At 50.6% G+C, this 25,707-nt stretch carries 18 protein-coding genes; 15 read left to right on the top strand and 3 right to left on the bottom strand.

Translation table 11 applies throughout. The features are described from left to right. The first annotated feature begins 6 nt into the window (after nucleotides 1–6). Complete coding sequence (gene xdhB, locus ACJHXA_RS05105) at nucleotides 7–885, top strand: xanthine dehydrogenase FAD-binding subunit XdhB (protein WP_000459182.1); 879 nt, start codon at nucleotides 7–9, stop codon at nucleotides 883–885. Then, nucleotides 882–1,361, top strand: a complete 480-nt coding sequence (gene xdhC, locus ACJHXA_RS05100; protein WP_001016605.1) for a xanthine dehydrogenase iron sulfur-binding subunit XdhC — start codon at nucleotides 882–884, stop codon at nucleotides 1,359–1,361. Before xdhB ends, xdhC begins: the two co-directional genes overlap by 4 nt. Before the next feature lie 39 nt (nucleotides 1,362–1,400). Here xdhC and ACJHXA_RS05095 read toward each other — a convergent pair whose 3' ends face one another. Further along, on the bottom strand, nucleotides 1,401–3,179 hold the full coding sequence (locus ACJHXA_RS05095) for a sigma-54 interaction domain-containing protein (protein WP_000417807.1): 1,779 nt from the start codon (nucleotides 3,177–3,179) through the stop codon (nucleotides 1,401–1,403). A 478-nt stretch (nucleotides 3,180–3,657) separates the two neighbouring features. Between ACJHXA_RS05095 and ygeW the strand changes: the two genes are divergently transcribed. From ygeW to arcC, 5 genes are read left to right on the top strand one after another with little or no spacing between them, the layout of a single operon-like run. Further along, nucleotides 3,658–4,845 (top strand): knotted carbamoyltransferase YgeW, encoded by a 1,188-nt coding sequence (gene ygeW, locus ACJHXA_RS05090; RefSeq protein WP_001406073.1) that lies wholly within the window; start codon nucleotides 3,658–3,660, stop codon nucleotides 4,843–4,845. A 57-nt stretch (nucleotides 4,846–4,902) separates the two neighbouring features. Next, the gene (dpaL, locus tag ACJHXA_RS05085) at nucleotides 4,903–6,099 is read left to right on the top strand and encodes a diaminopropionate ammonia-lyase (protein WP_000110493.1); all 1,197 of its coding nucleotides are present in this window, start codon (nucleotides 4,903–4,905) and stop codon (nucleotides 6,097–6,099) included. A gap of 57 nt (nucleotides 6,100–6,156) precedes the next feature. Continuing rightward, the gene (locus ACJHXA_RS05080; protein ID WP_001107117.1) at nucleotides 6,157–7,368 is read left to right on the top strand and encodes a YgeY family selenium metabolism-linked hydrolase; all 1,212 of its coding nucleotides are present in this window, start codon (nucleotides 6,157–6,159) and stop codon (nucleotides 7,366–7,368) included. 52 nt (nucleotides 7,369–7,420) lie between these two features. Then, on the top strand, nucleotides 7,421–8,806 hold the full coding sequence (gene hyuA / locus ACJHXA_RS05075) for a D-phenylhydantoinase (protein ID WP_001264452.1): 1,386 nt from the start codon (nucleotides 7,421–7,423) through the stop codon (nucleotides 8,804–8,806). Between the two features lie 47 nt (nucleotides 8,807–8,853). Continuing rightward, a complete protein-coding gene (arcC, locus tag ACJHXA_RS05070) occupies nucleotides 8,854–9,786 on the top strand; it encodes a carbamate kinase (protein WP_000037992.1) in 933 nt (310 codons plus the stop codon). Nucleotides 9,787–9,826: 40 nt separating this feature from the next. On the opposite strand, the gene yqeB is transcribed toward arcC, so the two are convergent. Next, the gene (gene yqeB / locus ACJHXA_RS05065) at nucleotides 9,827–11,452 is read right to left on the bottom strand and encodes a selenium-dependent molybdenum cofactor biosynthesis protein YqeB (protein WP_001020381.1); all 1,626 of its coding nucleotides are present in this window, start codon (nucleotides 11,450–11,452) and stop codon (nucleotides 9,827–9,829) included. 47 nt (nucleotides 11,453–11,499) lie between these two features. Continuing rightward, nucleotides 11,500–12,270: a selenium cofactor biosynthesis protein YqeC gene (gene yqeC, locus ACJHXA_RS05060; RefSeq protein WP_001298920.1), complete on the bottom strand. Its 771-nt coding sequence runs from the start codon at nucleotides 12,268–12,270 to the stop codon at nucleotides 11,500–11,502. A gap of 102 nt (nucleotides 12,271–12,372) precedes the next feature. On the opposite strand from yqeC, the gene mocA reads away from it, so the two are divergent. From mocA to ghxQ, 8 genes are all read left to right on the top strand, one after another. After that, complete coding sequence (gene mocA, locus ACJHXA_RS05055) at nucleotides 12,373–12,951, top strand: molybdenum cofactor cytidylyltransferase (RefSeq protein ID WP_001272856.1); 579 nt, start codon at nucleotides 12,373–12,375, stop codon at nucleotides 12,949–12,951. A 321-nt stretch (nucleotides 12,952–13,272) separates the two neighbouring features. Beyond that, nucleotides 13,273–16,371 (top strand): putative selenate reductase subunit YgfK, encoded by a 3,099-nt coding sequence (gene ygfK, locus ACJHXA_RS05050; protein ID WP_000502432.1) that lies wholly within the window; start codon nucleotides 13,273–13,275, stop codon nucleotides 16,369–16,371. Between the two features lie 2 nt (nucleotides 16,372–16,373). Further along, the gene (gene ssnA, locus ACJHXA_RS05045; protein WP_000906280.1) at nucleotides 16,374–17,702 is read left to right on the top strand and encodes a putative aminohydrolase SsnA; all 1,329 of its coding nucleotides are present in this window, start codon (nucleotides 16,374–16,376) and stop codon (nucleotides 17,700–17,702) included. A gap of 50 nt (nucleotides 17,703–17,752) precedes the next feature. Beyond that, nucleotides 17,753–18,532: a molybdopterin-dependent oxidoreductase FAD-binding subunit gene (gene ygfM, locus ACJHXA_RS05040; protein WP_000572462.1), complete on the top strand. Its 780-nt coding sequence runs from the start codon at nucleotides 17,753–17,755 to the stop codon at nucleotides 18,530–18,532. Beyond that, complete coding sequence (locus ACJHXA_RS05035; RefSeq protein WP_000583618.1) at nucleotides 18,529–21,399, top strand: molybdopterin-dependent oxidoreductase Mo/Fe-S-binding subunit; 2,871 nt, start codon at nucleotides 18,529–18,531, stop codon at nucleotides 21,397–21,399. The genes ygfM and ACJHXA_RS05035 overlap by 4 nt, the downstream gene beginning before the upstream one ends. A 164-nt stretch (nucleotides 21,400–21,563) precedes the next feature. Further along, nucleotides 21,564–22,964, top strand: a complete 1,401-nt coding sequence (gene xanQ / locus ACJHXA_RS05030; protein WP_001280215.1) for a xanthine/proton symporter XanQ — start codon at nucleotides 21,564–21,566, stop codon at nucleotides 22,962–22,964. A gap of 17 nt (nucleotides 22,965–22,981) precedes the next feature. Then, the gene (guaD, locus tag ACJHXA_RS05025; RefSeq protein WP_001295158.1) at nucleotides 22,982–24,298 is read left to right on the top strand and encodes a guanine deaminase; all 1,317 of its coding nucleotides are present in this window, start codon (nucleotides 22,982–22,984) and stop codon (nucleotides 24,296–24,298) included. A 35-nt stretch (nucleotides 24,299–24,333) separates the two neighbouring features. Beyond that, nucleotides 24,334–25,701, top strand: a complete 1,368-nt coding sequence (gene ghxQ, locus ACJHXA_RS05020; protein ID WP_000012163.1) for a guanine/hypoxanthine transporter GhxQ — start codon at nucleotides 24,334–24,336, stop codon at nucleotides 25,699–25,701. Nucleotides 25,702–25,707: the final 6 nt, after the last annotated feature.

Raw genomic sequence — 25,707 nt, 5'->3', positions numbered from 1 at the left:
AACATCATGTTTGATTTTGCTTCTTACCATCGCGCAGCAACCCTTGCCGATGCCATCAACCTGCTGGCTGACAACCCGCAGGCCAAACTGCTCGCCGGTGGCACTGACGTACTGATTCAGCTCCACCATCACAATGACCGTTATCGCCATATTGTTGATATTCATAATCTGGCGGAGCTGCGGGGAATTACGCTGGCGGAAGATGGCTCGCTACGTATCGGCTCTGCAACGACATTTACCCAGCTAATAGAAGATCCTATAACTCAACGTCATCTCCCGGCGTTATGTGCTGCGGCCACGTCCATTGCTGGACCGCAGATCCGTAACGTCGCTACCTACGGTGGAAATATTTGCAACGGTGCCACCAGCGCAGATTCTGCCACGCCAACGCTAATTTATGACGCGAAACTGGAGATCCACTCCCCGCGCGGTGTTCGTTTCGTCCCGATTAATGGCTTTCACACCGGGCCGGGCAAAGTGTCTCTTGAGCATGACGAAATCCTCGTCGCCTTTCATTTTCCGCCACAGCCGAAAGAACACGCGGGCAGCGCGCATTTTAAATATGCCATGCGCGACGCAATGGATATTTCAACGATTGGCTGCGCCGCACATTGCCGACTGGATAACGGCAATTTCAGCGAATTACGCCTGGCATTTGGTGTTGCCGCGCCAACGCCGATTCGCTGCCAACATGCCGAACAGACTGCACAAAATGCGCCATTAAACCTGCAAACGCTGGAAGCTATCAGCGAATCTGTCCTGCAAGATGTCGCCCCGCGTTCTTCATGGCGGGCCAGTAAAGAGTTTCGTCTGCATCTCATCCAGACGATGACCAAAAAAGTGATTAGCGAAGCCGTCGCCGCGGCGGGGGGAAAATTGCAATGAATCACAGCGAAACAATTACCATCGAATGCACCATTAACGGGATGCCTTTTCAGCTTCACGCCGCACCAGGCACGCCGCTCTCGGAATTACTCCGCGAACAAGGACTGCTAAGTGTCAAACAAGGGTGCTGCGTGGGTGAATGTGGTGCCTGTACGGTGTTGGTCGACGGCACAGCAATAGACAGTTGCTTATACCTTGCCGCCTGGGCTGAAGGAAAAGAGATCCGCACGCTGGAAGGTGAAGCGAAAGGCGGAAAACTTTCTCATGTTCAGCAGGCTTATGCGAAATCCGGCGCAGTGCAGTGCGGGTTTTGTACGCCTGGCCTGATTATGGCTACCACGGCAATGCTGGCGAAACCACGCGAGAAGCCATTAACCATTACGGAAATTCGTCGCGGACTGGCGGGAAATCTTTGTCGCTGCACGGGGTATCAGATGATTGTAAATACAGTTCTGGATTGCGAGAAAACGAAGTAAAAGGATATCCGGCCTGAATTCAGGCCGGATTCACTGAGGTTATATGTTTAACAACTCATATTTCTTAATCTTGCGATAGAGCGTAGCAATGCCGATGCCCAGTTCATCAGCAACTTGCTTCTTGCTGTTATGACGTGAAAGCGCCTCGCGGATCATTTGCTTTTCCATCTCCTCCAGCGCCGTGCCGCCCGCATCATCGAGTGACAGGTGCGCCTCACTGACCTCTGTTACATCACTTTGCTCCGTTGTGCCATTATTCAGCAGATTTGGCGGCAATAGCGTGCTGTCGATAACTTCACCTGAAGGAACTACGTTAACCAGATATTCCATCAAATTGCTTAACTCGCGCAGGTTTCCGGGCCAACGATGCTTACGCAATATTTCGACGACATCGGGAGCAATGCCAGGATAAACCGATCCCAGACGACGGGTATGCAGATGTAAAAAGTAATGCACCAATAGTTCAATATCTTCCTGACGTTCACGCAGCGGTGGCAGAGTTATCGGGATAACATTAAGTCGGTAGAAGAGATCTTCGCGGAATTTACCTTCGGCAATGAACTGGGCCAAATTCTGATTAGTTGCAGAAATGATGCGAATGTCGACTTGTATTGGGCTACTGGCACCAATCGGCAGAATTTCACGCGCCTCAATAGCGCGCAGTAATTTAGCCTGCAACATTAATGGCATATCACCTATTTCATCGAGAAACAGCGTGCCCGTATTCGCCGCCTGAATCAACCCTGTTTTACCGTTGGCAGAAGCGCCAGTAAATGCGCCTTTAACATAACCGAACAGTTCGCTTTCCAGAAGCTGCTCCGGAATCGCGGCACAGTTGATAGCAATAAAGGGTTTATTCCGTCTTCCGCTCAACTTATGGATTGCTCGGGCGACGACTTCTTTACCCGTGCCGCTTTCACCAACCACCATAACGCTGGATGGGCTGGGTGCAATACGGCTAATGAGTCGTTTTAATTGCCGCATAACACGGCACTCGCCAACCAATTGTTCAATATGTGGTTCATCAGGTGCATTTGCTACAGAAAAACTGGTATGCGATTGGTGAAATGCCATTAAAAATAATTGTCGGCCCTGAATGTTATGCAATTGACCAATGATTAATTCACTTTTATCGTCCCACGAAACAATATGCTGCATATGTCCATGAGTAAAATTACTCTCAAATGTTAATGGTCTGAAACGGATAGGTTTCCCAATAATATTATTTTGTACAACACCAAGTGTTTTTAAGGCAGTCTGATTAACAAACTGAACCCGACTTTCATCATCAACAACTAATACGCCCTGATCCATATTATCGATCATGGTCGCGAATATTTTACTGATGTTATCTCCTGGCCCCTGATCCTCCAGAAGTTTCGAAACAAAAATGGTGGATATATGGCGAACATAATCAGAAAATTCGCGTAAATTATCACTGATATGCTCTTGTTGCTCGTGGGTAACGGCAATCAAACTTATCACCCCAACACAACGATCCTGTAAAATGACAGGCGTACCCAGAAATGCTTTTTCGCGGCAATTTTCTTTACTATCGCAACCTTCGCAAAGGGGATCGAAGCGAGACTGTGTCACAACTTTTTCAGTTTTCGTTTCCAGGACGTGGCGGAGCAGGCGTGAGTTGCCGCTCAACTGGCGACCAAGAAACTTCCCATACGCGCCCGTTCCGGCGACGCGACACAAGTTTTCATCAACGATCTCAACCTCAAGCTGCAAAACGCTGGCAAGCATTCTGGCAAAACGCTGAATTGTCGGTTGAATTTGCATCAATACTGACTGCGTAGTAGCAAGCTCCATAGCTTTACCTTCCAGACTTACTTAAAAGTCGATCATTGAAGACGTTGATGGTTCACAGATCATGATGATATTAACTCAGGCGAAATTGGCTTTGATAAAAACATAAGATTTTTATCATTTTCTAATGAAATTATGGAAGAGATATCACATTTCTATATCAATATGAGAATTACGGCGGTGAGTTTATCAAACTGAAGAGAGATAGCCTGTCCCTTTATCTTATTTCTGATACTTAGCAGCAAATAAATAACGCGATAAAAAAAGCCAAACGTTTTCGTATTTTACAAACAACCGGAAGCTGGCATCAATTTGTGATCAACCCCACACATTATCCGTCAAATTAGTCTTTTGCAGCCCCGTGGATAATTCTGGCACACTTATTGTTAGTCCCAGGTATAGCTGTGAAAACACCAATCACTTTGGCAAGTCACAGTGAAATAAACCACTTTGCCTGTCATTCCACTACCGGGACTTTATGATGAAAACTGTTAATGAGCTGATTAAGGATATCAATTCGCTGACCTCTCACCTTCACGAGAAAGATTTTTTGTTAACGTGGGAACAGACGCCAGATGAACTGAAACAAGTACTGGACGTTGCCGCAGCATTAAAAGCACTGCGTGCTGAAAACATCTCAACCAAAGTCTTTAATAGTGGATTAGGTATTTCCGTATTCCGCGACAACTCCACCCGTACCCGCTTCTCTTATGCTTCCGCGCTTAACCTGCTCGGCCTTGCACAACAAGATCTCGACGAAGGCAAATCACAAATCGCTCACGGCGAAACCGTGCGTGAAACCGCCAATATGATCTCCTTCTGCGCCGACGCTATTGGTATTCGCGACGATATGTTTCTGGGCGCAGGCAACGCCTATATGCGTGAAGTTGGCGCTGCACTTGATGACGGTTACAAGCAGGGTGTACTGCCACAGCGTCCGGCTTTAGTGAACCTGCAATGCGATATTGACCACCCGACTCAGTCAATGGCTGACCTCGCGTGGTTACGTGAACACTTTGGTTCACTGGAAAACCTGAAAGGTAAAAAAATCGCCATGACCTGGGCCTACTCTCCAAGCTATGGCAAACCGCTCTCTGTACCACAAGGCATCATCGGTCTGATGACTCGCTTCGGTATGGATGTCACCCTGGCCCATCCGGAAGGCTACGACCTGATCCCGGATGTGGTTGAAGTGGCGAAAAACAATGCTAAAGCATCTGGCGGTAGCTTCCGTCAGGTCACCAGCATGGAAGAAGCGTTCAAAGATGCAGACATCGTTTATCCGAAGTCATGGGCACCTTACAAAGTGATGGAACAGCGTACCGAATTGCTGCGCGCTAACGATCACGAAGGCTTAAAAGCACTGGAAAAACAGTGTCTGGCACAGAACGCGCAACACAAAGACTGGCATTGTACTGAAGAGATGATGGAACTGACCCGTGATGGCGAAGCCCTGTACATGCACTGCCTGCCAGCTGATATCAGCGGCGTATCCTGTAAAGAAGGTGAAGTGACTGAAGGCGTATTCGAAAAATACCGTATCGCAACCTACAAAGAAGCCAGCTGGAAGCCTTATATCATCGCCGCGATGATCCTGTCCCGTAAATACGCCAAACCAGGTGCACTGCTCGAGCAACTGCTGAAAGAAGCGCAAGAACGCGTGAAATAACCCCTCGGGCCGATCAGCTGGTCGGCCCTCTATTTCCAGAGGCCAAAAGGATAGGATATGTCCGTTTTCTCATTGAAGATTGATATCGCCGATAACAAATTTTTCAACGGCGAAACATCACCGCTCTTTTCGCAAAGCCAGGCCAAACTGGCGCGCCAGTTCCACCAGAAAATAGCTGGTTATCGCCCAACACCGCTTTGTGCGCTGGACGATCTCGCAAACCTTTTTGGTGTGAAGAAAATTCTTGTCAAAGACGAATCAAAACGATTCGGTCTGAACGCCTTCAAAATGCTCGGCGGTGCGTACGCCATCGCTCAATTATTGTGTGAAAAATATCATCTTGATATCGAAACGCTGTCATTTGAGCACCTGAAAAATGCCATCGGCGAAAAAATGACTTTCGCGACCACCACCGACGGCAACCACGGGCGCGGTGTGGCGTGGGCAGCGCAGCAACTCGGACAGAATGCGGTGATTTACATGCCGAAAGGTTCTGCTCAGGAACGCGTTGACGCCATTCTGAACCTCGGTGCCGAGTGCATCGTCACAGATATGAACTATGACGATACCGTTCGCCTGACCATGCAACACGCGCAGCAGCACGGCTGGGAAGTGGTACAGGACACGGCATGGGAAGGTTACACCAAAATCCCAACCTGGATCATGCAAGGCTACGCAACCCTGGCAGATGAAGCCGTCGAGCAAATGCGTGAAATGGGCGTAACCCCGACGCACGTTCTGCTGCAAGCCGGTGTCGGAGCAATGGCCGGTGGTGTGCTGGGTTATCTGGTCGACGTCTATAGCCCGCAAAATCTGCACAGCATTATTGTTGAACCTGACAAAGCTGACTGTATTTATCGCTCCGGCGTCAAAGGCGACATCGTCAACGTTGGCGGTGATATGGCCACCATCATGGCAGGCCTGGCCTGTGGCGAACCTAACCCGCTGGGCTGGGAAATCCTACGTAACTGCGCCACCCAATTCATCTCCTGCCAGGACAGCGTTGCCGCATTAGGTATGCGCGTGCTGGGTAATCCGTACGGCAACGACCCGCGCATCATCTCCGGTGAATCCGGCGCTGTCGGTTTGGGCGTTCTCGCAGCGGTTCATTATCACCCGCAACGTCAAAGCCTGATGGAAAAACTGGCGCTGAACAAAGATGCCGTGGTGCTGGTTATCAGCACTGAAGGCGACACCGACGTGAAGCACTACCGCGAAGTTGTCTGGGAAGGCAAACACGCTGTAGCACCTTAATCACCCTATTGGAACTGCTCCCTGCAAAACGGGGAGTAAAAAATCTGGAGAAAAATAATGGCTAAGAATATTCCATTCAAACTGATTCTTGAAAAAGCAAAAGATTACCAGGCGGACATGACTCGCTTCCTGCGCGACATGGTTGCTATTCCCAGTGAAAGCTGCGACGAAAAACGCGTAGTACATCGTATTAAAGAAGAGATGGAAAAAGTCGGCTTCGATAAAGTTGAAATCGACCCGATGGGCAACGTTCTCGGTTATATCGGCCACGGCCCGCGTCTGGTGGCAATGGACGCTCATATCGATACCGTCGGCATTGGCAACATCAAAAACTGGGACTTCGATCCGTACGAAGGCATGGAAACTGATGAGCTAATCGGTGGTCGCGGTACTTCCGACCAGGAAGGCGGCATGGCATCTATGGTTTATGCCGGTAAAATCATTAAAGACCTCGGTCTGGAAGATGAATATACCCTGCTGGTTACCGGTACTGTGCAGGAAGAAGACTGCGACGGTCTGTGCTGGCAGTACATTATTGAACAATCCGGCATTCGCCCGGAATTTGTGGTCAGTACCGAACCAACCGACTGCCAGATATACCGTGGTCAGCGCGGTCGTATGGAAATTCGTATTGATGTTCAGGGTGTTAGCTGCCACGGTTCTGCGCCAGAACGCGGTGACAACGCCATTTTCAAAATGGGTCCGATTCTTGGCGAATTACAAGAACTCTCCCAACGTCTGGGTTATGACGAATTCCTCGGCAAAGGCACCCTCACCGTTTCTGAAATCTTCTTCACATCCCCAAGCCGTTGCGCTGTAGCAGATAGCTGCGCCGTCTCTATTGACCGCCGTCTGACCTGGGGCGAAACCTGGGAAGGCGCGCTGGACGAAATCCGCGCCCTGCCTGCAGTACAGAAAGCTAACGCGGTTGTTTCTATGTACAACTACGACCGTCCGTCCTGGACTGGCCTGGTTTACCCAACCGAATGCTACTTCCCGACCTGGAAAGTGGAAGAAGATCACTTCACCGTTAAAGCACTGGTGAATGCCTACGAAGGGCTGTTTGGCAAAGCGCCGGTTGTTGATAAGTGGACCTTCTCAACTAACGGCGTATCTATCATGGGCCGTCACGGCATTCCGGTGATCGGCTTTGGCCCGGGTAAAGAACCTGAAGCGCATGCACCTAACGAAAAAACCTGGAAATCTCACCTGGTGACCTGTGCCGCGATGTACGCTGCAATCCCGTTAAGCTGGCTGGCAACAGAGTAATTACTCTTCACTTATTCCCCTCCGGTTCGCCGGAGGGTTTTTGGAGTTTGCTATGCGCGTATTGATCAAAAACGGCACTGTCGTTAACGCAGATGGACAAGCCAAACAGGATTTGCTGATTGAAAGCGGGATTGTTCGCCAGTTGGGCAACAATATTTCGCCGCAGCTCCCGTATGAAGAAATTGATGCCACTGGCTGTTACGTTTTCCCTGGCGGCGTGGATGTCCATACGCATTTCAATATTGATGTCGGCATCGCGCGCAGTTGTGATGATTTTTTTACCGGTACCCGCGCAGCTGCGTGTGGCGGTACAACAACCATTATTGACCATATGGGATTTGGCCCAAACGGCTGTCGGTTACGCCATCAACTGGAGGTTTATCGTGGTTATGCCGCCCATAAAGCGGTCATCGATTACAGCTTTCACGGTGTGATCCAGCACATTAATCACGCAATCCTCGACGAAATCCCGATGATGGTCGAGGAAGGACTGAGCAGTTTTAAACTCTATTTAACCTATCAATACAAACTCAACGATGACGAGGTTTTGCAGGCATTACGCCGTCTGCATGAATCCGGCGCGCTGACCACCGTGCACCCGGAAAATGATGCGGCTATCGCCAGCAAGCGGGCGGAATTTATCGCCGCAGGGTTAACCGCGCCGCGCTATCATGCCTTGAGTCGCCCTCTGGAATGCGAAGCGGAAGCCATCGCCCGCATGATTAACCTGGCACAAATTGCCGGTAACGCCCCGCTCTATATCGTGCACCTGTCTAACGGCTTAGGTCTGGATTATCTGCGTCTTGCCCGTGCGAATCACCAGCCAGTCTGGGTTGAAACCTGCCCACAATATCTCCTGTTGGACGAACGCAGTTACGATACAGAAGACGGCATGAAGTTCATTCTTAGCCCACCGCTGCGTAACGTACGCGAGCAGGACAAACTGTGGTGTGGCATCAGCGATGGTGCGATTGACGTGGTGGCGACCGATCACTGCACCTTCTCGATGGCTCAACGCCTGCAAATTTCTAAAGGCGATTTCAGTCGCTGCCCAAATGGCTTACCCGGTGTGGAAAACCGCATGCAGTTACTGTTTTCCAGTGGCGTGATGACGGGACGTATAACACCGGAACGCTTTGTTGAATTAACCAGCGCAATGCCCGCCAGGCTGTTTGGCCTGTGGCCGCAAAAAGGATTATTAGCGCCCGGTTCCGATGGCGACGTGGTGATTATCGACCCACGTCAGAGCCAACAAATTCAGCATCGCCATCTCCACGACAACGCCGACTACTCGCCATGGGAGGGTTTTACCTGTCAGGGCGCGATTGTCAGAACCTTATCCCGTGGTGAAACGATTTTCTGTGACGGCACCTTTACAGGCAAAGCCGGGCGAGGTCGTTTCCTGCGACGCAAACCGTTTGTCCCTCCCGTGCTCTAACCACTGTCAGGGATCTATACACAATCAAGAATGATGAGTGAGGAAAAATGAGTAAGAAAATTGTTCTCGCCCTGGGCGGGAATGCGCTGGGCGATGACCTGGCCGGACAAATGAAAGCGGTAAAAATTACTTCTCAGGCAATTGTTGATTTAATTGCCCAAGGACATGAAGTTATCGTCACTCATGGTAACGGGCCGCAGGTGGGCATGATTAACCAGGCCTTTGAAGCTGCTGCAAAAACTGAAGCGCACTCGCCAATGCTGCCGATGTCTGTCTGCGTTGCCTTAAGCCAGGGTTATATTGGTTACGATCTACAAAACGCCTTAAGAGAAGAACTGCTTTCTCGGGGCATTAATAAACCGGTAGCAACGCTGGTTACTCAGGTCGAAGTCGACGCTAACGATCCGGCATTCCTCAACCCGACCAAGCCGATCGGTTCGTTCTTTACCGAGCAAGAAGCAGAGCAACTGACAAAACAGGGTTACACTCTGAAAGAAGATGCTGGTCGCGGCTATCGCCGTGTTGTTGCCTCGCCAAAACCGGTTGATATTATTGAAAAAGAAACGGTTAAAGCTCTGGTAGATGCAGGCCAGGTGGTGATCACCGTTGGCGGTGGTGGTATTCCTGTTATTCGTGAAGGTAACCATCTGCGTGGTGCCAGCGCGGTTATCGATAAAGACTGGGCCAGCGCCCGTTTAGCAGAAATGATTGATGCCGATATGCTGATCATTCTGACTGCGGTAGAAAAAGTGGCCATTAACTTCGGTAAAGAGAATGAACAGTGGCTCGATCGCCTGTCATTAAGTGATGCTGAACGCTTTATCGAAGAAGGTCATTTTGCGAAAGGTTCTATGCTGCCTAAAGTGGAAGCTGCCGCCTCGTTTGCTCGCTCTCGCGCAGGTCGTGAAGCACTGATTACCGTATTGAGCAAAGCGAAAGAGGGGATTGAAGGCAAAACCGGAACGGTGATTTGTCAGTAATTTTAAGGCCGGGTGGGTAATACCATCCGGCCATTTTCATTTAAGCCACTTCCAGCACTTCTTTTGTCGCTTTCACGCCCTGATGCATCAACATCATTAACGCCTCAAGTACGCCGCCGCCAATCGCCCGGGCTTTATCAGAAACGCTGGTGAAATCAGCCGTTTCACCACGAGGATCGATATCACCAATTTTAAAACCACCGACCACTGCCAGGCCGTCGTTCAACAAGCCACGCACCATCCCCGTCAACGGTGCTTTAATTTCATGCTCACCAATCCAGGCAATCACATCGCCCTCTTTCACCAGATCGCCTAATTTCACGTTGGATCGCATAATGCCTGCAGCAGGAGCACGGATCACCCGTCGGGTGGTATGCCCCATAATATTGCCAGGAACACCGGTATTCTCCTGCGCACAACCAGAGTAAATCACCTGACCGAGCCAGTGCCCGCGATTTGTTTCAATTACCGCATGACAATCCTTCCCTGCAGTAAAGCCCGGCCCAAGCGCGATTGTTACTGGTGCCATATCTGCCCGCGTTCCCAAATTCTGTTTCGCCAGAATAGCGTCCACCACGCAAAGCGGTTTCAGTTCATCAAGCAATGAACAGGCGGGATCTACCATCACAGGGATGAATCCGCGTTCGGTAAGTTTCATCGCTTCCGCAGAGCTGGTTGCCAGGCGAGCAGTGACGCCTTCGACCGTCATTTCGCCATCGAACACGGCCTGGGCAAACGCCACCGTACAACGAATCACTGTCGGTTTTTCCACTTCCAGCATGATCACTTTAAAACCCGCATGATACAGACGTAGCGCCACACCACTGGCGATATCTCCCGCACCGCGAATCACCACCAGCTGGTGTCCGGAAGGATGAGAAGGTTTCATCATCAGCCCACCCGGCGCGTTATTTTTCACCTGTAATATTTCTGCCAACACGCTGATGGCGATCTCCTGCGGCGTTTCCGCACCTATGTTGTAACCAACGGGCGCATGTAAACGGGCAATATGTTCTTCAGCCACGCCTTTCTCACGCAATTGACGCAGGAAAAGCTGAACCTTGCGGCGACTTGCCAGCAACCCCAACCATGCAATGGGCTGTTCAATGAGTTTGTCGAGGGCTTCACGATCCTGATTATTCGTGGCAATCAGGACAAAATTATCAGGGCGAATATCCAGTGCTTCCACTGCTGCACCAAACGACTCAGCATGGAGAAGCGTGGTTGATGGAGGGAATAGTTCAGGATTGAGGCTTTCGCGATAAATATCGGCAACGGCAATATCAAATCCTAATAGCGCCGCACTCTGGGCTATCGCCCGGTTGACATGCCCCGCGCCAATCAACACCAGACGTGGACGCATACCATGGACGCTGATAAATACTGACATTGCACCTCCACAATCTGACCCGACAGCATCCGCACCGTTACGAGCCATACGTCCATGGAATAATCGCGGCTTACGTTCCTGCAATGCCTGAAGTGACTCTTCAATCACCTTCCGCTCAACCATTCCGCCACCAATTGTACCGACGATAGAACCATCGGCGCGCACTAACATTTGTGCAGAATGGCGGGGAGTCGAGCCTCGGCTATCAACAATTTGCGCCATCGCAAACGGACAATTTTGCTCTTCGAGTTTTGCAGCCTCTGTGAAAATATTCATACCAACCTCAATGGATATCCTTTCAGTAACCCGGAATACCCGGGCCGCTAATTCACAAATCTGCGCGCGATTGCAGGATGTTCTTGTATATCGCCCAGCCAGATTGCCTCTACGTCGTGTTGTTGCAGCGGTTGAAGGAGCTCGCTTTGTGCAATCGCATTCTCACATTGAGAAAAACGGTTAATGAACCAGACTCGCCGACAACCTTGCGGTACGTTTTTAAACGCCCCCTGAGGGTGGCGAACCAGCGCAACGAGATCGCTCAGTTGCAAGGTTGCATCAGGTGTTAACCCGGTAATATCAGCAAACTGCGACCAGCGATGGACATTTTCTGTGCTCACTTTCGCGCCCAAAGTATGTCCTCCCATCACAGCAATCACGCAGCAACTGCTTTTGGGTATGCAAGGTTCGTGCTCATCAGGCGCTTTTAACGGCATTCCACGCGAGCCATCTGCTTCAATGAGAATTACGTCACACTCTGGTCGTTGCACCAGTGCATCAATCGCTTCTGGCGTAAATCCCTGCACTTTTCCCTGGTTCGCTTTCCAGCTGTGAAAACAAAATGAAATGGGGGATGTAAGAGACGCATGAGGAAGCATGGCGGGATCACGACAGAAAACCACGGGCCAGTGAGACGTTGGCATAAACATATGTGTCGTCGTCGTGATTAACACACGCCTGCCGCTAGCCTGGAGCAGTTCTGCCAGCCAAAAAAGCAAGCTGGTTTTCCCCCCAGCACCAACAACAGAAATCACAGTGGGACGTTTCTGCGCACCTAAATCAATGACTAATGCCGATGGGTCAACTATACTTTTCACGAGTCTTTATGACCTCTCTGGGATAAATTATCCCCAACTTAATCCATCAGGAAGTAACGCAATTATCAGGCGTTATTAGCCCCTATAAATAATGGAACCACTATGTCAGCCATCGACTGTATAATTACCGCTGCCGGATTATCATCAAGAATGGGGCAATGGAAAATGATGTTACCCTGGCAACAGGGGACAATTCTTGATACAAGTATCAAAAATGCGTTGCAGTTTTGTAGCCGAATTATTTTAGTCACCGGCTATCGTGGTAATGAACTGCACGAACGTTATGCGAACCAGAGCAATATCACTATTATCCACAACCCAGATTATGCGCAGGGTTTACTAACATCAGTAAAGGCCGCAGTACCCGCAGTGCAAACAGAACATTGTTTTCTCACCCACGGTGACATGCCAACCCTCACCATCGATATTTTTAGAAAAATCTGGTCGTTACGAAATGATGGCGCAATACTGCCACTCCATAATGGCATCCCCGGCCATCCGATTTTAGTGTCAAAACCATGCTTGATGCAGGCAATCCAACGACCCAATGTCACCAATATGCGTCAGGCACTCCTTATGGGAGCTCATTATTCCGTCGAGATAGAAAATGCAGAAATAATTTTAGATATTGATACTCCGGACGACTTTATTACAGCGCAAAAAAGGTATACTAAAATTTAGAAAATGTAGTTAAACGATTGCGTTCAAATATTTAATCTCTCCAGCACTCTTTATCATAATGATAAGGAATCACTGATTTTGAGAAAAGAGAAAAAGTGATAAATGGGCTGACAATAATAATTTTCAGGAGTGATTTTAATTCTCATTTGGCACCTGTGAGTTCATTCACAAAAAGCCTTTAAGTTTCGAGCCGCCTCACATTTTTTTATATTTCCCGCCAAACCTGGCAAGAGTGGTGCGATTGTTGCTCTATCCCCCTAAACCACCGGATTTCTCAACACCGGTCACTCAATGATATCTGTATAAGCTAAGGAGAGGGTTATGGGGGATATTATGCGTCCCATTCCGTTTGAGGAACTTTTGACGCGCATATTTGATGAATACCAACAACAACGCTCAATCTTTGGTATTCCCGAGCAACAGTTTTACTCACCTGTAAAAGGTAAAACTGTTAGCGTCTTCGGTGAAACCTGTGCCACTCCCGTCGGCCCTGCCGCTGGCCCGCACACGCAGCTCGCGCAAAATATTGTCACTTCCTGGCTGACTGGCGGACGCTTCATCGAACTAAAAACCGTCCAAATTCTTGACCGCCTGGAGCTGGAAAAGCCCTGTATCGATGCCGAAGACGAGTGCTTTAACACCGAATGGTCTACCGAATTTACCCTGCTTAAAGCCTGGGATGAATACCTCAAAGCCTGGTTTGCCCTGCACCTTCTCGAAGCGATGTTCCAGCCTTCTGATTCCGGTAAATCGTTCATCTTTAATATGAGCGTCGGTTACAACCTCGAAGGTATTAAGCAACCGCCAATGCAACAGTTCATCGACAATATGATGGACGCATCTGACCATCCGAAATTCGCGCAATATCGCGATACGCTGAATAAATTACTCCAGGATGACGCATTTTTAGCCCGCCACGGATTGCAGGAAAAACGCGAAAGCTTGCAAGCCTTACCCGCTCGCATCCCCACCAGTATGGTGCAGGGCGTCACCCTCTCCACCATGCACGGCTGTCCTCCGCATGAAATCGAAGCCATTTGCCGCTACATGCTGGAAGAAAAAGGGCTCAACACCTTTGTGAAACTTAACCCGACCTTACTGGGATACGCGCGTGTTCGTGAGATCCTCGATGTCTGCGGTTTCGGTTACATAGGCTTAAAAGAAGAGTCATTTGATCACGACCTCAAGCTGACGCAAGCACTGGAAATGCTGGAACGCCTGATGGCACTGGCAAAAGAAAAATCACTCGGCTTTGGCGTAAAACTGACTAACACTCTCGGCACCATCAACAATAAAGGCGCACTGCCTGGTGAAGAGATGTATATGTCAGGCCGTGCGCTGTTCCCGCTCTCCATCAATGTTGCAGCAGTTCTCTCTCGCGCCTTTGACGGCAAACTGCCCATTTCTTATTCCGGTGGTGCCAGTCAGCTGACTATCCGCGATATTTTTGATACAGGTATTCGCCCTATTACTATGGCAACCGACCTGCTGAAACCTGGCGGCTATTTGCGCTTAAGTGCCTGCATGCGCGAGCTGGAAGGCTCCGACGCCTGGGGACTTGACCATGTTGACGTCGAACGACTGAACAGACTGGCAGCAGATGCGTTAACCATGGAATACACCCAGAAACACTGGAAGCCAGAAGAGCGTATTGAAGTGGCAGAAGACCTGCCGCTGACCGATTGCTACGTTGCCCCCTGTGTTACTGCCTGCGCTATCAAGCAAGATATTCCGGAATACATCCGTCTGCTTGGCGAACACCGCTATGCCGACGCGCTGGAACTCATCTACCAACGCAACGCTCTGCCCGCCATTACCGGTCATATTTGCGATCACCAGTGCCAATACAACTGTACCCGCCTGGATTACGACAGTGCGCTGAATATCCGCGAACTGAAAAAAGTCGCGCTGGAAAAAGGTTGGGATGAATATAAGCAACGCTGGCACAAACCCGTCGGTTCTGGTTCACGCCATCCGGTTGCCGTGATTGGTGCAGGTCCGGCGGGTCTGGCAGCAGGTTACTTCCTTGCCAGAGCGGGCCATCCGGTTACGCTGTTTGAACGCGAAGCCAATGCTGGCGGCGTGGTGAAAAATATCATTCCTCAGTTCCGTATTCCTGCAGAGTTAATTCAGCACGATATCGATTTTGTTGCCGCTCACGGCGTGAAATTTGAGTATGGCTGCTCACCCGATTTGACCGTTGAACAGTTAAAAAATCAGGGCTTCCACTATGTTCTGATTGCCACCGGCACTGATAAAAATAGCGGTGTGAAACTGGCGGGCGACAACCAAAATGTCTGGAAATCACTCCCCTTCCTGCGTGAATACAACAAGGGTACAGCGCTCAAGCTGGGCAAACATGTGGTCGTTGTCGGGGCGGGTAACACCGCAATGGACTGCGCTCGTGCGGCGTTACGCGTTCCAGGCGTAGAAAAAGCAACGATCGTTTACCGTCGTTCACTGCAAGAGATGCCCGCATGGCGCGAAGAGTATGAAGAAGCGTTGCACGACGGCGTGGAGTTCCGTTTCCTGAATAATCCGGAATGTTTCGATGCTGATGGCACCTTAACCTTGCGCGTTATGTCGCTTGGCGAACCCGATGAGAAAGGTCGTCGCCGTCCGGTTGAAACCAACGAAACAGTAACACTGCATGTAGACAGTCTGATCACCGCCATCGGTGAACAGCAGGATACTGAAGCCCTGAATGCGATGGGCGTACCGCTGGACAAAAACGGCTGGCCAGACGTCGACCATAATGGCGAAACTCGTCTGACTGACGTCTTTATGATCGGCGACGTACAGCGCGGACCATCCTCCATTGTCGCTGCTGTCGGAACCGCGCGTCGGGCGACCGATGCCATCCTTAGTCGGGAAAATATCCGTTCCCACCAGAACAATAAATACTGGAACAACGTCAATCCGGCGGAAATCTATCAACGTAAAGGCGATATCTCTATCACGCTGGTGAACAGTGACGATCGTGATGCGTTTGTCGCGCAGGAAGCTGCTCGCTGCCTTGAATGTAACTACGTTTGCAGCAAGTGCGTGGATGTCTGCCCGAACCGCGCCAACGTCTCCATTGCAGTCCCTGGCTTCCAGAATAGATTCCAGACGCTGCACCTCGACGCTTACTGTAACGAATGCGGCAACTGCGCTCAGTTCTGTCCGTGGAACGGTAAACCATACAAAGACAAAATCACCGTCTTCAGCCTGGCGCAAGACTTTGATAACAGCAGCAACCCAGGCTTCCTTGTGGAAGATTGCCGGGTACGAGTACGTCTGAATAACCAAAGCTGGGTGTTAAACATCGACAGCGAAGGTCAGTTTAACAACGTACCACCGGAGCTGAACGATATGTGCCGCATCATCAGCCATGTCCACCAGCATCATCATTATCTGCTGGGCCGCGTGGAGGTGTAATCATGTTGATTCTGAAGAATGTCACCGCAGTGCAGTTACACCCGGCGAAAGTGCAGGAAGGCGTTGATATCGCTATCGAAAATGACGTGATTGTCGCTATCGGCGATGCCCTGACGCAACGCTACCCCGATGCCAGCTACAAAGAGATGCATGGTCGGATTGTGATGCCGGGAATTGTCTGCTCGCACAACCATTTTTACTCGGGGCTTTCCCGCGGAATTATGGCAAACATCGCCCCCTGCCCGGATTTCATCTCAACGCTGAAAAATCTCTGGTGGCGGCTCGATCGCGCCCTTGATGAAGAGTCGCTCTATTACAGCGGACTGATTTGTTCCCTGGAAGCGATTAAGAGCGGATGTACATCGGTTATCGATCACCATGCCTCTCCGGCGTATATCGGCGGGTCGCTCTCCACATTGCGCGACGCATTTTTAAAAGTTGGCCTGCGCGCAATGACCTGTTTTGAAACTACTGACCGTAACAACGGCATCAAAGAGTTGCAGGAAGGTGTAGAAGAAAACATCCGCTTTGCCCGTCAGATTGATGAGGCGAAGAAAGCAGCAACCGAGCCGTATCTGGTGGAAGCACATATCGGTGCTCACGCGCCGTTTACCGTGCCGGATGCCGGTCTGGAGATGCTGCGTGAAGCCGTGAAAGCCACAGGCCGTGGTTTGCATATTCACGCTGCGGAAGACCTTTACGACGTTTCCTACAGTCACCACTGGTACGGCAAAGACCTGCTGGCACGACTGGCGCAATTCGATCTCATCGACAGCAAAACGCTGGTCGCTCATGGGCTGTACTTGTCGAAAGATGACATCACCCTACTCAATCAGCGCGATGCGTTCCTGGTGCATAACGCCCGTTCAAACATGAACAACCATGTCGGCTACAACCATCACCTTAGCGACATCCGCAATCTGGCGTTGGGAACGGACGGCATTGGTTCGGACATGTTTGAAGAGATGAAATTTGCCTTCTTTAAACATCGCGATGCGGGTGGTCCGCTGTGGCCTGACAGTTTTGCCAAAGCCCTGACTAACGGTAACGAACTGATGAGCCGCAACTTTGGCGCGAAATTTGGGCTTCTGGAAGCCGGTTACAAAGCTGATTTAACCATTTGCGATTACAACTCGCCGACGCCGCTGCTGGCAGACAATATCGCCGGGCATATCGCTTTCGGTATGGGCTCAGGCAGCGTTCACAGCGTAATGGTCAATGGTGTGATGGTCTATGAAGACCGTCAGTTTAACTTCGATTGCGATTCCATTTATGCACAAGCCAGAAAAGCCGCTGCCAGTATGTGGCGTCGGATGGATGCGCTGGCATAAATGACAGATGCCCTCTTCCCGCAGGGAAGAGGGTTAAATAAGGAAAGAAGATGATTGAACAATTTTTCAGGCCCGACTCTGTCGAACAGGCGCTGGAACTGAAGCGCCGCTACCAGGATGAAGCCGTCTGGTTCGCCGGGGGCAGCAAACTCAATGCTACACCAACCCGTACCGATAAAAAGATTGCCATTTCCTTACAGGATCTGGAACTGGACTGGGTTGACTGGGATAACGGTGCACTGCGGATTGGCGCAATGTCTCGCTTGCAGCCACTGCGTGATGCGCGATTTATTCCTGCAGCGCTGCGTGAAGCCCTCGGTTTTGTTTACTCACGCCATGTTCGTAATCAGTCGACCATTGGTGGTGAAATCGCCGCCCGCCAGGAAGAGTCGGTGCTGCTTCCCGTCCTGTTGGCACTGGATGCTGAACTGGTTTTTGGCAACGGCGAAACGCTGTCAATCGAGGACTACCTGGCCTGCCCATGCGATCGCCTGCTAACCGAAATTATCATTAAAGATCCGTATCGCACCTGTGCGACCCGCAAAATTAGCCGTTCTCAGGCAGGTTTAACCGTCGTGACGGCAGCCGTTGCAATGACAGACCACGACGGTATGCGAATTGCGCTGGATGGCGTCGCCAGTAAAGCACTGCGTCTGCATGATGTCGAAAAACAAAATCTGGAAGGCAATGCACTTGAACAGGCTGTCGCCAACGCCATTTTCCCGCAGGAAGATTTGCGGGGCAGCGTGGCCTATAAACGCTATATCACGGGAGTTCTGGTAGCCGACCTGTATGCCGACTGCCAACAGGCTGGGGAGGAAGCCGTATGATCATCCACTTTACTTTAAATGGCGCGCCTCAGGAGCTAACCGTTAATCCAGGCGAAAACGTGCAAAAGCTGTTGTTTAACATGGGAATGCACTCTGTACGCAACAGTGATGATGGTTTCGGGTTTGCCGGTTCTGACGCAATAATCTTTAACGGTAATATCGTTAACGCGTCCTTGCTTATTGCCGCACAGTTAGAGAAGGCAGATATTCGTACCGCAGAATCTCTGGGCAAATGGAACGAGTTAAGTCTGGTTCAACAGGCAATGGTTGATGTTGGCGTGGTGCAGTCTGGTTATAACGATCCAGCTGCAGCTCTGATTATCACCGATCTTCTCGATCGCATCGCCGCACCTACCCGCGAAGAGATCGACGACGCGCTTTCTGGTTTGTTCAGCCGCGATGCTGGCTGGCAGCAATACTATCAGGTCATTGAACTGGCGGTTGCACGTAAAAATAATCCGCAGGCCACCATTGATATCGCTCCGACTTTCCGTGACGACCTAGAAGTCATTGGTAAGCATTATCCTAAAACTGATGCCGCGAAAATGGTGCAGGCGAAACCCTGCTATGTTGAAGACCGCGTAACGGCTGACGCCTGCGTCATTAAAATGTTACGTAGCCCACACGCTCACGCACTGATTACTCATCTGGATGTCAGCAAAGCTGAAGCCTTACCGGGCGTCGTTCACGTTATTACTCACCTGAATTGCCCGGATATCTACTATACCCCGGGTGGTCAGAGCGCACCGGAACCGTCACCGCTTGACCGCCGTATGTTCGGCAAGAAAATGCGTCACGTCGGCGATCGTGTTGCTGCGGTCGTCGCAGAAAGTGAAGAAATTGCGCTCGAAGCACTGAAGCTCATCGACGTTGAATATGAAGTGCTTAAGCCGGTAATGTCGATCGACGAAGCAATGGCGGAAGATGCGCCTGTCGTGCACGATGAACCGGTGGTGTATGTTGCTGGTGCGCCAGATACTCTGGAAGACGATAACAGCCATGCAGCCCAGCGCGGCGAGCATATGATCATCAACTTCCCGATCGGTTCTCGCCCTCGCAAAAATATCGCCGCCAGTATTCATGGTCATATTGGCGATATGGACAAAGGCTTTGCCGATGCCGATGTGATCATTGAGCGAACCTATAACTCAACGCAAGCGCAGCAGTGCCCGACTGAAACACATATCTGCTTTACTCGTATGGACGGCGATCGTCTGGTTATCCACGCCTCCACCCAGGTACCATGGCACTTACGCCGCCAGGTCGCGCGCCTCGTGGGCATGAAACAGCATAAAGTTCATGTCATTAAAGAGCGAGTTGGCGGCGGTTTTGGTTCCAAACAGGACATCCTGCTGGAAGAAGTGTGCGCCTGGGCAACCTGCGTGACCGGGCGTCCGGTACTGTTCCGCTACACCCGTGAAGAAGAGTTTATTGCTAACACCTCTCGTCACGTCGCGAAAGTCACCGTCAAACTGGGAGCGAAAAAAGATGGTCGCCTGACGGCAGTGAAGATGGATTTCCGCGCCAACACTGGCCCTTACGGCAACCACTCACTCACCGTACCGTGTAACGGACCGGCGCTGTCGCTGCCGTTATATCCGTGCGATAACGTCGATTTCCAGGTCACCACCTACTACAGCAACATTTGCCCAAATGGTGCTTATCAGGGTTATGGCGCACCGAAAGGTAACTTCGCTATCACCATGGCATTAGCGGAACTGGCTGAACAGTTACAGATCGACCAACTGGAAATTATCGAACGTAACCGGGTACACGAAGGGCAAGAGCTGAAAATTCTCGGTGCAATCGGTGAAGGTAAAGCGCCGACCTCCGTTCCTTCCGCCGCCAGCTGCGCACTGGAAGAGATCCTGCGTCAGGGTCGCGAGATGATCCAATGGTCTTCACCGAAACCGCAAAATAGTGACTGGCACATCGGTCGCGGCGTCGCCATTATCATGCAGAAATCGGGTATCCCGGATATCGATCAGGCTAACTGCATGATCAAACTGGAATCGGACGGCACCTTTATCGTTCATTCTGGCGGTGCGGATATTGGTACTGGTCTGGATACTGTAGTGACGAAACTGGCAGCAGAAGTGCTGCACTGCCCACCGCAGGACGTGCATGTTATCTCCGGTGATACCGATCATGCGTTGTTTGATAAAGGCGCATATGCCTCGTCCGGTACTTGCTTCTCGGGTAACGCGGCGCGTTTGGCAGCGGAAAATCTGCGGGAGAAAATTCTGTTCCACGGCGCGCAAATGTTGGGTGAGGCAGTGGCAGATGTTCAACTGGCAACGCCGGGCGTCGTGCGCGGCAAGAAAGGCGAAGTCAGCTTCGGGGATATTGCTCATAAAGGCGAAACCGGCACCGGCTTTGGTTCACTGGTGGGAACTGGCAGTTATATCACGCCTGATTTCGCCTTCCCGTATGGCGCAAACTTCGCTGAAGTTGCCGTCAACACGCGTACGGGTGAAATCCGCCTGGATAAATTCTACGCCTTGCTGGACTGCGGTACACCGGTCAACCCGGAATTAGCATTGGGACAAATCTACGGTGCTACCCTGCGAGCTATCGGCCACAGTATGAGCGAAGAGATCATTTATGACGCCGAAGGTCACCCGTTAACGCGTGATTTACGCAGTTACGGCGCACCGAAAATTGGTGACATTCCGCGTGATTTCCGCGCTGTGCTGGTGCCGAGCGACGATAAAGTCGGCCCGTTCGGGGCGAAATCGATCTCGGAAATCGGTGTAAATGGCGCAGCTCCGGCGATTGCTACCGCAATTCACGATGCATGCGGCATCTGGTTACGCGAATGGCATTTCACACCGGAGAAAATACTCACTGCGCTGGAAAAAATATAAATAATAAATGGCCGCTTCGGCGGCCTGTTTCTCTGTTTGGACGATGACTAAATAGTGACTGCGAAAATGAGATAAGCCGTTCTCAAGGCGTCCTGCGCCCCAAATTCGTGGGAATTTATTTTACTAATTCAGATGATCAAATTTACTTTAAAAGGAGTGAAGGGATGTCTGATATAAACAATGCAGGTTCTGACCTTATATTTGAACTGGAGGATCGCCCTCCCTTTCATCAGGCTCTCGTTGGTGCCATTACCCATCTGTTGGCAATTTTCGTTCCGATGGTAACCCCCGCGTTAATCGTGGGGGCGGCCTTACAGCTTTCCGCTGAAACAACTGCCTATCTTGTTTCTATGGCGATGATCGCCTCTGGTATTGGTACCTGGTTACAAGTAAACCGCTACGGCATCGTCGGTTCTGGCCTACTCTCAATTCAGTCAGTCAATTTTTCATTTGTTACGGTCATGATTGCGCTGGGCAGCAGCATGAAAAGCGACGGTTTTCACGAAGAGTTAATCATGTCGTCGCTTCTCGGCGTCTCCTTCGTTGGCGCATTTCTGGTTGTCGGATCTTCATTTATCTTGCCCTATTTACGTCGGGTTATTACGCCTACCGTCAGCGGTATTGTGGTACTGATGATCGGCTTAAGCCTGATTAAAGTCGGCATTATCGATTTTGGTGGAGGATTTGCAGCCAAAAGCAGCGGTACATTCGGCAATTACGAACATCTCGGCGTTGGTTTATTGGTTTTAATTGTGGTGATCGGCTTTAACTGCTGTCGCAGTCCGTTGCTACGCATGGGAGGGATCGCCATTGGGCTATGTGTCGGCTATATCGCATCGTTATGCCTGGGCATGGTGGATTTCAGCAGTATGCGCAATTTGCCGTTAATCACCATCCCGCATCCGTTCAAATACGGCTTTAGTTTTAGCTTCCATCAGTTCCTGGTGGTTGGCACGATTTATCTGCTTAGCGTGCTGGAAGCAGTCGGCGATATCACCGCCACGGCAATGGTTTCCCGCCGCCCCATTCAGGGGGAAGAGTATCAGTCCCGACTGAAAGGCGGCGTGCTGGCAGATGGTCTGGTTTCTGTTATCGCCTCCGCTGTCGGTTCATTACCATTAACCACGTTTGCGCAAAATAATGGGGTTATTCAGATGACTGGCGTCGCTTCACGTTATGTCGGGCGAACCATCGCGGTAATGCTGGTTATCCTCGGCTTATTTCCGATGATTGGCGGCTTCTTCACGACCATTCCCTCGGCAGTTCTGGGAGGCGCAATGACGTTGATGTTTTCCATGATTGCCATCGCAGGGATTCGCATCATCATCACCAACGGTTTAAAGCGCCGTGAAACACTTATTGTCGCCACTTCTTTAGGTTTAGGGCTTGGCGTCTCCTACGATCCCGAAATTTTTAAAATATTGCCAGCCTCTATTTATGTATTAGTTGAAAACCCTATTTGTGCTGGCGGGTTAACTGCGATTTTATTAAATATTATCCTCCCTGGTGGCTACCGACAGGAAAACGTTCTGCCTGGTATTACCTCAGCGGAAGAGATGGATTAACAGTAAAGGAGTCAATGATGTCAGGAGAACACACGTTGAAAGCGGTACGAGGCAGTTTTATTGATGTCACCCGTACGGTCGATAACCCGGAAGAGATTGCCTCTGCGCTGCGGTTTATTGAGGATGGTTTATTACTCATTAAACAGGGAAAAGTGGAATGGTTTGGCGAATGGGAAGACGGAAAGCATCAAATTCCTGACACTATTCGCGTGCGCGACTATCGCGGCAAACTGATAGTACCGGGCTTTGTCGATACACATATCCATTATCCGCAAAGTGAAATGGTGGGGGCCTATGGTGAACAATTGCTGGAGTGGTTGAATAAACACACCTTCCCTACTGAACGTCGTTATGAGGATTTAGAGTACGCCCGCGAAATGTCGGCATTCTTCATCAAGCAGCTTTTACGTAACGGAACCACCACGGCGCTGGTGTTTGGCACTGTTCATCCGCAATCTGTTGATGCGCTGTTTGAAGCCGCCAGTCATATCAATATGCGTATGATTGCCGGTAAGGTGATGATGGACCGCAACGCACCGGATTATCTGCTCGACACTGCCGAAAGCAGCTATCACCAAAGCAAAGAACTGATTGAACGCTGGCACAAAAATGGTCGTCTGCTATATGCGATTACGCCACGCTTCGCCCCGACCTCATCTCCTGAACAGATGGCGATGGCGCAACGCCTGAAAGAAGAATATCCGGATACGTGGGTACATACCCATCTCTGTGAAAACAAAGATGAAATTGCCTGGGTGAAATCGCTTTATCCTGACCATGATGGTTATCTGGATGTTTACCATCAGTACGGCCTGACCGGTAAAAACTGTGTCTTTGCTCACTGCGTCCATCTCGAAGAAAAAGAGTGGGATCGTCTCAGCGAAACCAAATCCAGCATTGCTTTCTGTCCGACCTCCAACCTTTACCTCGGCAGCGGCTTATTCAACTTGAAAAAAGCATGGCAGAAGAAAGTTAAAGTGGGCATGGGAACGGATATCGGTGCCGGAACCACTTTCAACATGCTGCAAACGCTGAACGAAGCCTACAAAGTATTGCAATTACAAGGCTATCGCCTCTCGGCATATGAAGCGTTTTACCTGGCCACGCTCGGCGGAGCGAAATCTCTGGGCCTTGACGATTTGATTGGCAACTTTTTACCTGGCAAAGAGGCTGATTTCGTGGTGATGGAACCCACCGCCACTCCGCTACAGCAGCTGCGCTATGACAACTCTGTTTCTTTAGTCGACAAATTGTTCGTGATGATGACGTTGGGCGATGACCGTTCGATCTACCGCACCTACGTTGATGGTCGTCTGGTGTACGAACGCAACTAATAATAAAACTTTAACATCCTCGTGAGGACATCATTATGTCTGGAGACATCCTACAAACACCGGACGCACCAAAGCCACAGGGCGCGCTGGATAATTATTTTAAAATTACCGCTCGTGGCAGTACCGTTCGTCAGGAAGTACTGGCTGGCTTAACGACCTTTCTGGCCATGGTTTATTCCGTTATCGTCGTTCCGGGAATGCTGGGCAAAGCAGGTTTTCCTCCCGCAGCTGTGTTTGTTGCCACCTGTCTGGTCGCGGGCTTCGGCTCGTTGCTGATGGGGTTGTGGGCCAATTTGCCAATGGCGATTGGTTGTGCGATTTCCTTGACGGCATTTACCGCATTCAGTCTGGTACTCGGGCAACAAATTAGCGTTCCTGTCGCACTGGGCGCGGTCTTTCTGATGGGCGTCATCTTCACCGCTATTTCCGTAACCGGTGTGCGTACCTGGATCTTACGTAATTTACCGATGGGTATCGCTCACGGTACAGGTATCGGTATCGGGCTGTTTCTGCTGCTGATTGCTGCTAACGGTGTGGGTATGGTTATCAAAAACCCGATTGAAGGCTTGCCAGTGGCGCTCGGTGCGTTTACCTCCTTCCCGGTGATGATGAGCTTGCTGGGGCTGGCGGTCATCTTCGGTCTGGAGAAGTGTCGCGTACCCGGCGGGATCTTGTTGGTGATTATTGCAATTTCGATCATCGGCTTAATCTTTGACCCAGCGGTGAAATACCACGGTCTGGTGGCGATGCCAAGCCTGACTGGCGAAGATGGTAAGTCTCTGATTTTCAGCCTCGATATTATGGGCGCACTCCAGCCAACTGTACTTCCGAGTGTACTGGCATTGGTGATGACCGCAGTGTTCGACGCTACTGGCACCATCCGTGCCGTCGCCGGTCAGGCGAATTTGTTGGATAAAGACAACCAGATCATCAACGGCGGCAAAGCCCTGACCAGTGACTCAGTAAGTTCAATATTCTCCGGCCTGGTGGGCGCAGCGCCCGCAGCGGTTTATATCGAATCAGCGGCAGGAACCGCCGCCGGGGGTAAAACAGGGTTAACCGCAACCGTAGTGGGGGCGTTATTCCTGCTGATTCTGTTCTTATCACCGCTGTCATTTTTGATCCCTGGTTACGCCACTGCACCCGCTCTGATGTACGTAGGTTTGCTGATGTTAAGTAACGTCTCGAAGCTGGATTTCAATGATTTTATTGACGCTATGGCTGGCCTGGTGTGTGCCGTGTTCATCGTTCTGACTTGTAATATCGTTACCGGTATTATGCTGGGCTTTGTGACACTGGTCGTAGGCCGCGTCTTTGCACGCGAATGGCAAAAGCTGAATATTGGTACGGTGATCATTACTGCCGCACTGGTCGCATTTTACGCGGGTGGTTGGGCAATCTAATAGATT

It is taken from the genome of Escherichia sp. WS33 (assembly GCF_046486385.1).
Taxonomy (GTDB): domain Bacteria; phylum Pseudomonadota; class Gammaproteobacteria; order Enterobacterales; family Enterobacteriaceae; genus ECMA0423.
Note: the sequence above shows the minus strand (reverse complement) of the source record. Positions and strands in the feature narration are given on the sequence as shown.

Coding starts and splice junctions, on each gene's coding strand:
- ghxQ (WP_000012163.1), top strand. CDS start 24,334: ATGTCTGGAGACATCCTACAAACACCGGACGCACCAAAGCCACAGGGC.
- mocA (WP_001272856.1), top strand. CDS start 12,373: ATGTCAGCCATCGACTGTATAATTACCGCTGCCGGATTATCATCAAGA.
- ACJHXA_RS05080 (WP_001107117.1), top strand. CDS start 6,157: ATGGCTAAGAATATTCCATTCAAACTGATTCTTGAAAAAGCAAAAGAT.
- ssnA (WP_000906280.1), top strand. CDS start 16,374: ATGTTGATTCTGAAGAATGTCACCGCAGTGCAGTTACACCCGGCGAAA.
- ACJHXA_RS05035 (WP_000583618.1), top strand. CDS start 18,529: ATGATCATCCACTTTACTTTAAATGGCGCGCCTCAGGAGCTAACCGTT.
- arcC (WP_000037992.1), top strand. CDS start 8,854: ATGAGTAAGAAAATTGTTCTCGCCCTGGGCGGGAATGCGCTGGGCGAT.
- guaD (WP_001295158.1), top strand. CDS start 22,982: ATGTCAGGAGAACACACGTTGAAAGCGGTACGAGGCAGTTTTATTGAT.
- ygfK (WP_000502432.1), top strand. CDS start 13,273: ATGGGGGATATTATGCGTCCCATTCCGTTTGAGGAACTTTTGACGCGC.
- xdhB (WP_000459182.1), top strand. CDS start 7: ATGTTTGATTTTGCTTCTTACCATCGCGCAGCAACCCTTGCCGATGCC.
- dpaL (WP_000110493.1), top strand. CDS start 4,903: ATGTCCGTTTTCTCATTGAAGATTGATATCGCCGATAACAAATTTTTC.
- hyuA (WP_001264452.1), top strand. CDS start 7,421: ATGCGCGTATTGATCAAAAACGGCACTGTCGTTAACGCAGATGGACAA.
- xanQ (WP_001280215.1), top strand. CDS start 21,564: ATGTCTGATATAAACAATGCAGGTTCTGACCTTATATTTGAACTGGAG.
- ygfM (WP_000572462.1), top strand. CDS start 17,753: ATGATTGAACAATTTTTCAGGCCCGACTCTGTCGAACAGGCGCTGGAA.
- xdhC (WP_001016605.1), top strand. CDS start 882: ATGAATCACAGCGAAACAATTACCATCGAATGCACCATTAACGGGATG.
- ygeW (WP_001406073.1), top strand. CDS start 3,658: ATGAAAACTGTTAATGAGCTGATTAAGGATATCAATTCGCTGACCTCT.
- yqeB (WP_001020381.1), bottom strand. CDS start 11,452: ATGAATATTTTCACAGAGGCTGCAAAACTCGAAGAGCAAAATTGTCCG.
- ACJHXA_RS05095 (WP_000417807.1), bottom strand. CDS start 3,179: ATGGAGCTTGCTACTACGCAGTCAGTATTGATGCAAATTCAACCGACA.